We start from the raw sequence: 8062 nt of genomic DNA on the forward strand, positions 1-8062 counted from the left end.
GTGAGGCGTAATGGCAAACATCTATGGAATGCAGCAATTGAAGCGCATGATTCTGAATGAAACTGATGCCAATACTCATAAAGGGTTGCTTGGTGAAAAAGAAATCTTGCTTATGCTACAAGAACAGTTGCCTGACGATGCTCATGTAATCCATAACCCTACATTGATTCACTATGAGGCGGACATTTTAGTTATAGAGGAAAATATCGGATTTATGTTTTTGGAAGTAAAGACTTGGAATGAACGATTTATAGAACGATTTGATCCAAATGGAAATATATTGACCAAAAGGGGTCAGCACAAACCGCTGAAACAAGCAGAAAATTATCGTAGTGAGCTTAAAAGCACACTTTCATCGCATCTAACGAATTCAATGAGACAAGACCCGCATCAGATAATTTCATCTGTCGTAGTATTTAACGGGATCTCTAAAGAACAATTTTTACATCGTGCAGAAGTTCTTGGTTGGGAAGAAGAATGGAAGAACAAATTCTTATCTAAACACTTTTTCTACACTCGAGAGTCAAGTGGATTCTATAGCTGGATGATGAGATCTAAAAAGTTCAATGCACGTAGAGTGTCCGACTACTTTTCTAGTGAGAGTTTGGAACGACTAATTGAAATTTTGGTCACTGAAAATGAAATCAAGAAAAATCTAATTGAAAACAATTTACCACTCAAAGTTAAACGGAACCAACAGAAGGCTGTTTCAAATATTAATGTGTCTGTACGAAAAGATAAACAAAAGAAAGTGGAAGTCAGTTCAATTCCTGAATCAGAAAAGAAAAATCAATTAGGGGTATTTGTCACTCTGTTAGCAATTGCAATAATTCCACTTTTTTATATCTTGAATGACTGGGGATATGATAATGAAAGCTATGAATGGCAGGAAGATAGTACAACTGACAATACGATATTTTTAGACGTGAAAGATGATGGGTTGCCAGAGGGTTCTGGAAGCGCATATGACTACTATATTTTAGCGGACAGTCAATATACTAAACTGGTAGAAACGCAGCTTTATGGTTTGTCGAAGTCAGATTTACGGATAGCACGAAATGAGATATATGCGAGACATGGATATATATTTGAATCTGCTGACCTGCAAAAATATTTCTCCTCCCAGTCTTGGTATGTACCAGATACTCTATACAACTATGAACTAACTGACATAGAACAATATAATGTTACTTTAATACAATCTATGGAATAAGTTATACAATAAAATATGTTTTAGACAGTAAAGCCTTTCCATCGCAGTAAACGATGGAAAGGCTTTTTTAAACAAATACTCTGTATCTTTCTACATTGTCCTATCGTATAATCAATAAGAACCAGTAAATTACTAATTTTAAGGGGACATTGAATGATGACGATTCTAATTATCGGTGACATAGGAAATGATGTCCTTAAAATTCAAAAAAGCTTGCAACAACTGGGACTGTATACGATTCATGTATTTCAAAGTGCCTATACAGCGATTCAATATGAACATTTGTTTTTACAAGAAGAAATCAAGCTCGTTATTTATGACGCTAATTTGGATGCAGCTAACTGTGAAGCGCATTGTCGGGAAATAGAGGCACTGTGTGTATGGCGGGATGTTCCGATTTTGTTGTCGACGTCTTATGAGAAGCCGGTTATCTTTGAGCGTTTACTAGAAGTTGGAATCTTTGATTTTATTCTAAAGCCGTTTGACTTCTTCCAACTCAAAACGCGGATTCGAATTGCGCTTACATATTATGAGGAAACGAAAAAACGGAAAGCGCATGAGTATCAGCTGGCGATAGATTTAGCGATAGCGAAAAACGTCCAGAAGAGTGCATTGACTCCCGCGTTGTCGCTTCCGCATATTGAAGTGGATGGTATCTATTTTACTTCTCAAGCTCTGGGCGGGGATATGTATTGTTGGTTTCAGCTCGATGATGATTTAACGGCAGTCATGTTGTTTGATGTGATGGGGCATGGGGTGGCAGCGTCGCTTGTAACGATGTCGATTCGTTCCTTGCTCAAGGAGATTATCATGCAGTTGATTGATCCGGTACTTGTGATAAAAGAAGTGAACCGGAAGATTTATGAGTTATTTTCTACTGATGGACTGGACTCGTTTTTAGTGACGGCCGTCTATGCTGTAATCGATAAGAAGAATGGTACGCTGCAGTATGTGAACGCTTCGCATCCGGAAGGCGTCATGTTCGGGAAGTATGGAGAAACTGTGATGATGCATGCGAATTCTCCCATTCTCGGTCTGTTTCCATCGATTCAAGTGCAGGCGAAAAGTATTCGTTTGACAGGTTGGCATCATATTATTTTGTATACAGACGGGTTAGGGACGTTATATCCTGATCTGAAAATTGACTGGAGCTTTTTTCATTCGCACAGTTCGCAAAATAGTCGCGTCATGTTGAGGAAGTTTACGGAAGAGTACGGATTATCGCATTTGCCATTGGAAGACGATATTACAGTGGTTTCGATTACCACTTCGTTATAAGTGAGGGAAGAATGTATGGAATTCAAGTTCACGATTACACCTAGTCAACCGTCGATTCAGCTGATTGATCAATTAATGGAGAGTTACATGGCACTGTATTCGATTCCATTTGCAACAGAAATTTGTTTTGTGACGCACGAGCTGGTCATTAATGCAGTGGAGGCAATGGAGAAAGAAGGACGGACAGAGTCGATTGAAGTACATATGCGAAATGATGAACAATATGTGCAGATTACAGTGTCTGATTTTGCCAAGGGGATACCGGAAGAACAGTGGCCGGTGGTGCTCGATGCAACTATAGACGATGAGAGTTTTTGTGAGCGTGGACGCGGCTTTTTGTTCATTCAGCATATGGTCGATCAGCTGTGGTTTGAACAACTGTCCGATCAACAGTTTTTAGTCGGTGTGAAGAAAAATTTAGTGATGGCGGTGGAAAAGTAAATGAAGTGGACGATTGGGAAAAAGATTAATGCAGTTATTTTACTAGCGATTTTACTACTATCAGGCATTTTAAGTGGCCTGAATTATAATGCGACAAAAGGGAATTTATTGAAGGCGGCAGAAGCTAAGCTCATTTCTGATTTGACACTGAGTTTAGAGTTGCTGGAAATTTCCGTGCCGGGCGACTGGTCCATTACGAATGGTTCATTACATAAAGGCAAAATGGATATGTATGAAGCGTACGCGATTCCCGATCAGTTGGGCGAATTGACAGATGGAAATACGATGTCTATTTTCCAAGGAGATACACGAATCGCGACAAATATTATAGAAAATGGAGAACGGCGTTTAGGGACACAAGTAGCAGCTGAAGTGGGAGACGTCGTGCTCGGAAAAAAAGAACGTTTTCTCGGCACCGCAGATGTACTCGGCAAGCCATTCCAAGCAGCCTATGATCCGATACTTGATAAAGACGGAGAAGTGATCGGGATTATCGCAGTGGCTGTTCCGACAGCGCCTTATATAAAGATCGCAACTTCATCTGCTATGCAGACCATTATTATTTCGCTAGTGCTTGCGTTGCTCATCATTCTAATCGTGAGTTTTATCATTCAGCGCATGCTGATTAAGCCTATTAATCGATTGCGTGATAATGCGAATGAATTAGCCGATTTAAATTTGAACGTTGAGCTATACGAAGCGAAAGGAACGGACGAAATTGCGGAACTATCTGTTGCGTTCCGTAATATGAAAGAGCAACTTACGGAAACGATGCAAAACGTTGCGCGTAATGCCAATGAAATTGCTCATTCATCGGTCGCATTGGCAGAATCCTCCCAGCAGACAAATGAAACGGCTAGTCAAATCGCTTCCACGATGAATGAAATTGCGTCAGGCGTGACGAATCAATCTGAACAAGCAGAACGAATCGCAGGCATGATGCGTGATACGATCGTAGAAGTAGAAGGCAATTTAGGAAATGTTGAACAGAGCTTAAAGAATGCGCAAGAATCTACAGTCATAGCGCATGAAGGCGAGCAGTCAATCAGTAAAGCGATTTCACATTTAGGCACAGTTACAGAAACGGTAAGCTATGCGACTGATTCGATTCAAAAATTAGGTATGCGTTCGGAAGAAATCGGCGGTATTATTACGGTCATTACCGCAATTTCGGAACAGACGAATCTACTTGCGCTAAATGCGGCAATTGAAGCAGCAAGAGCAGGAGAACACGGTAAAGGATTTGCGGTCGTTGCAGCAGAAGTTCGTAAACTAGCTGAACAATCAACAGGAGCTGCCCAGCAAATCACCGATCTAATTACAGATATTCAAGCAGAGACATCGGTTACAGTGCGAACGATGGAAAGTAATTTAACAGCAGTAGAGGAACAAGTAGTTATTATTAACCAAGGCGGAGAAGCACTTAAGCTCATAGTAGAGAAAGTAAGTGTGACAGAGGCTGGCGTAGTGCATATAAAAGATGCATTCAGCGCAGTAAATTCCAATTCGCTTACTGTTCAAGACGCTATCCAAAACATTTCGGCCATCATTGAAGAATCCGCCGCAGCAACAGAGCAAATTGCTGCTTCATCTGAAGAACAGTATGCAACAGTCGCTGAAATTGCCGATAATACAACCAGTTTGGCAGAGGTCGCGGATCGTTTACGTGAAGAAGTAAATAAGTTTAAAATGTAATGGAGGTTAGTAGTATGGAACAGAAAACAGCAGCGTTGCAAATGGTGGAAAAAGATACGTACGTGATCCTCGAGTTTTCGGGCCATTTGCAATACGCGTTAATTGAAGAGTTGAAAAAACGACTACAGACGACGCCGTTTAAAGAAGGTCGCAGCTTCATTTTAGATATGAGTAAAGTACAAAATATCGACAGCACAGGCTTCGGTATGATCGTCAACTTTGCCAAAAAGGTTTCTTTGAAAAACGAGAAAATCGTCATCATTATCGTCGATGAATTCGTCCGCAAGTTATTTGCCATTTCCCAATGTGATAAAATCTTCCCGATTGTCGACAGCGAAGCAGCGGCATTAGCAGTTATTAAGCAGTCAGTTGTGACGGAGTTGTCTGTTAACGATTATTGATTTTCCCAAGTAAATAAGTTCAACAAGCTTTCTGATTAAGTTCAGGAGGCTTTTTTACATATTTAATAGTGAATTTGGATAATGGAGTAAAAAATATATATCTTATTAGTCCAAAGTAACCTATACTATAAATAAGTATAAGTGACTAAAAAGGGGGATAATATGCTTAATAAACTACTACTATTACCGCTACTGATTGCAAGTTTAGTATTTACTTCTGTTCATCCTGTTTTCGCCACTACTCCTAATATGGAGAGTTATGAAGTGGAGACAGCACAGATAACCGATAAACAACAGTTTTCACAAGGTAATGAACCATACAAAGAGTTATTCGAATCGGCAGTTACAAAATCTGTTATCCCTGAACGTCAAATGCTGCGCCTACTTCCAAATCTGCAACTGGCAACGGAATGGAAGCCACTGCATACTACGACTGATGCTAAAAAGCCTTGGAATATCACGTTTAATCAGCCGATGAGCACAGACGAAGAAAACTGGGACCATGCAAAAATTTATGATGATGAAGGAATTGAGTTTCCTACCATTATCTCTATTCGTTCAGGCCGTCTACAACTTACTCCGAATAATCCTTACCACGCAGGAAAAGTCTATACGTTAGTGTTACAAAAGGAACTTTACAGCGAGAAAGGCACCCAGCTAGGTAAAGATATTTATCAGCAATTTATCTATCAACCACCAAAGACACCACAAAAGCCTGAGATCACAGAAGTCACTGATCTATATTCTGCTTTATATATTGGGTTGAAAAATATGGACGATATGATTTACGTCAATCAATACACAAAAGACAGTAAAGTAGCCTATGCAGAATTACGTAAAGTATTGTCTGAGCATCCTGAGATATTTTATTACGAATATACTGGAAGTCAGTTTTGGTCAGATGGTCGTTTGGAAGCAAAATATGCTTATCCAAAAGAAACAATTATTCGAATGAAAGCTAATTTACAACGTGAAATCGATACACTATACGCGACAACAATTAAACCAGGTATGACCGACTATCAAAAAGTGAAAGCTGTGCATGACTATGTCGTTCTTCACACAGCTTATGATTACGACAACTTTTTAAATGATACTATACCGAAAGAATCGTATTCTATGTACGGAGTATTAGTAAATAAAACTGCAGTTTGTAATGGCTATGGATTAGCGATGGTATATTTGCTAAATCAGTTAGATATAGAAACCATTTATGTGATAAGTAACCCCGCAATGAATCACGGTTGGAACAAAGTACAAGTTGATGGTATCTGGTATAATCTCGACGCTACATGGGACGACCCTGTACCTAATAGAGAAGGTAAAGTAGGTTACGGTTATTTCCTAGTATCCGACAGTCAACTGGCTAAAACACATTCATGGAATAATACTGGATTGCCAAAAGCAACAGACACTCGATATGAATATATGAGTAGAGTGTGGACGTTCGATACGGAAGATGGCTGGATCTATTACGCGAATAATAAAGACGATATCAAATTATATAAAATGAAAGAAGATGGCAGTGAGAACCAGAAGATTGCCGACATACGTGCGAATGAATTAGTCGTCCACGATGGCTGGATTTATTTTAGCAATTACTCACATGGCGGATACCTATTCAAGATTCGAACGGATGGTATTGCTAAAACGCAGATCACAGACTTTTTGACAAATGATATTAGTAAAGACAATGGGACATTGTACTTTACCGATAGTAAAGCAAATAAGCAGTATCGTATGGATTTATAGTAAATGAGAGTCGGAAAAAAAGGAGCAGAGATAATGATAAAATTTACTAAAAGAGTTTTACCCGCACTACTAGCATGCAGTATCGTATTACTACCGGTCCAATCAACTGAAGCAGCAGCGGCCGCCAAGTTTAAAAACTGTACGCAGTTAAATAAAGTATATCCTGGCGGCGTTGCAATGAATGCTAGTGTGAAAAATAAAGGTGGTAAGACCAAACTGAAACCGACTGTTGAAGCCAATATATATAATACGCACAAAGGTCTTGATCGTGATAAAGATGGTATTGCTTGCGAGAGATAATGTGTATAGTGAAAAACTACAAAAAGCTCTTACTGTGAATCCAGTAGGGGCTTTTCCTATTTAAGTACTTATAAAAATGGCTATCAAATGATACTGAGGCGGCAGTTACAGTCTTATGAAAAGCATATCTAACTGTTAAGATTTGTTTGATTATATAAAATGGATTGTATGTTAACATAGATCATGCCTTCACAACTATAAGAAGAATGAAGAGAAATTTCATTTTTAACAGAAAGGATATGATTACATGAAAGTATTATTAACAGGTTTTGAGCCATTTCTAGATTATCCAATAAACCCTACGGAAGAAGTAGTGAAAGCTATTGTATCGGAAGGAATTACCGGTTTAGAGATTATACCTAAGATATTATCTGTTAGATTTAATCATTCAGAAAAAGAGTTATTAAAAGCAATTGAAGAGACGAATCCTGACGTGGTAGTGATGTTAGGTTTAGCTGCTGGGCGTTCTGAAATTACTCCTGAGAGAATCGCGATTAATGTAAAAGATGGAGATTTGGATAATGACGGATACGCACCAACTGATGAACCGATTGATCCTGCTGGCGCTGATGGAATATTTTCAACGCTTCCCATTCGAGAAATGACTAATCGACTAGTAGAAGCTGGATTACCTTCCGTTATTTCTAATACTGCAGGTACATATCTTTGTAATAATATCATGTATGCCGCTCTAAATTATGCGCAAAAACAAGAGGTATCCTATCGCGCAGGTTTCATTCACATACCAGCCTCACATGAGTTAGCCTTAGTAAATAAAAAACTACCGAGTTGGTCTTTGGATGATCTAGTGAAAAGTGTTCGGATCTGCTTGGAAACATTGTAAAAAAAGAAATAAAGAGGCTGGGACAAAACCCTCCTCATATTGAAAAAGAACGGACCCATTGAAGTTTATGGGGTCCGTTCTTTTTTATATATTTTTTTAGTTTTAGGAAGAAAAAAAGGATACCTTCTGATAAAATTT

General features: G+C 38.9%; 8 protein-coding genes. All 8 read left to right on the forward strand.

Annotated features, from left to right (window positions below; all coding sequences use genetic code 11):
• Positions 1–10 precede the first annotated feature (10 nt).
• The 8 genes from CSV69_RS14625 (at position 11) to CSV69_RS14660 (ending at position 7924) form a co-directional block, all read left to right on the forward strand.
• Positions 11–1213, forward strand: coding sequence for a YARHG domain-containing protein (locus tag CSV69_RS14625; protein ID WP_085428227.1), 1203 nt, complete (start codon positions 11–13; stop codon positions 1211–1213).
• A 153-nt stretch (positions 1214–1366) separates the two neighbouring features.
• The gene (locus CSV69_RS14630; protein ID WP_233192406.1) at positions 1367–2491 is read left to right on the forward strand and encodes a fused response regulator/phosphatase; all 1125 of its coding nucleotides are present in this window, start codon (positions 1367–1369) and stop codon (positions 2489–2491) included.
• 15 nt (positions 2492–2506) lie between these two features.
• On the forward strand, positions 2507–2932 hold the full coding sequence (locus CSV69_RS14635) for an ATP-binding protein (RefSeq protein WP_099693787.1): 426 nt from the start codon (positions 2507–2509) through the stop codon (positions 2930–2932).
• Positions 2933–4627, forward strand: coding sequence for a methyl-accepting chemotaxis protein (locus CSV69_RS14640; protein ID WP_099693788.1), 1695 nt, complete (start codon positions 2933–2935; stop codon positions 4625–4627).
• Positions 4628–4641: 14 nt separating this feature from the next.
• Positions 4642–5028, forward strand: coding sequence for an STAS domain-containing protein (locus tag CSV69_RS14645; protein WP_099693789.1), 387 nt, complete (start codon positions 4642–4644; stop codon positions 5026–5028).
• Between the two features lie 162 nt (positions 5029–5190).
• Positions 5191–6780 (forward strand): DUF5050 domain-containing protein, encoded by a 1590-nt coding sequence (locus CSV69_RS14650; RefSeq protein WP_099693790.1) that lies wholly within the window; start codon positions 5191–5193, stop codon positions 6778–6780.
• A 33-nt stretch (positions 6781–6813) separates the two neighbouring features.
• On the forward strand, positions 6814–7080 hold the full coding sequence (locus CSV69_RS14655; RefSeq protein ID WP_085428232.1) for an excalibur calcium-binding domain-containing protein: 267 nt from the start codon (positions 6814–6816) through the stop codon (positions 7078–7080).
• A 247-nt stretch (positions 7081–7327) separates the two neighbouring features.
• Positions 7328–7924 carry a pyroglutamyl-peptidase I gene (locus tag CSV69_RS14660; protein WP_099693791.1) on the forward strand — a complete coding sequence of 199 codons (597 nt, stop codon included), beginning with the start codon at positions 7328–7330 and terminating at the stop codon, positions 7922–7924.
• Positions 7925–8062: the final 138 nt, after the last annotated feature.

The sequence above is a fragment of the Sporosarcina sp. P26b genome (genome assembly GCF_002743245.1).
GTDB classification, from domain to species: Bacteria; Bacillota; Bacilli; order Bacillales_A; family Planococcaceae; genus Sporosarcina; species Sporosarcina ureae_C.

Bases quoted from the DNA above. Each gene is read 5' to 3' on its own strand.
- CSV69_RS14625 (WP_085428227.1), top strand. From the start codon at position 11: ATGGCAAACATCTATGGAATGCAGCAATTGAAGCGCATGATTCTGAAT.
- CSV69_RS14630 (WP_233192406.1), top strand. From the start codon at position 1,367: ATGATGACGATTCTAATTATCGGTGACATAGGAAATGATGTCCTTAAA.
- CSV69_RS14635 (WP_099693787.1), top strand. From the start codon at position 2,507: ATGGAATTCAAGTTCACGATTACACCTAGTCAACCGTCGATTCAGCTG.
- CSV69_RS14640 (WP_099693788.1), top strand. From the start codon at position 2,933: ATGAAGTGGACGATTGGGAAAAAGATTAATGCAGTTATTTTACTAGCG.
- CSV69_RS14645 (WP_099693789.1), top strand. From the start codon at position 4,642: ATGGAACAGAAAACAGCAGCGTTGCAAATGGTGGAAAAAGATACGTAC.
- CSV69_RS14650 (WP_099693790.1), top strand. From the start codon at position 5,191: ATGCTTAATAAACTACTACTATTACCGCTACTGATTGCAAGTTTAGTA.
- CSV69_RS14655 (WP_085428232.1), top strand. From the start codon at position 6,814: ATGATAAAATTTACTAAAAGAGTTTTACCCGCACTACTAGCATGCAGT.
- CSV69_RS14660 (WP_099693791.1), top strand. From the start codon at position 7,328: ATGAAAGTATTATTAACAGGTTTTGAGCCATTTCTAGATTATCCAATA.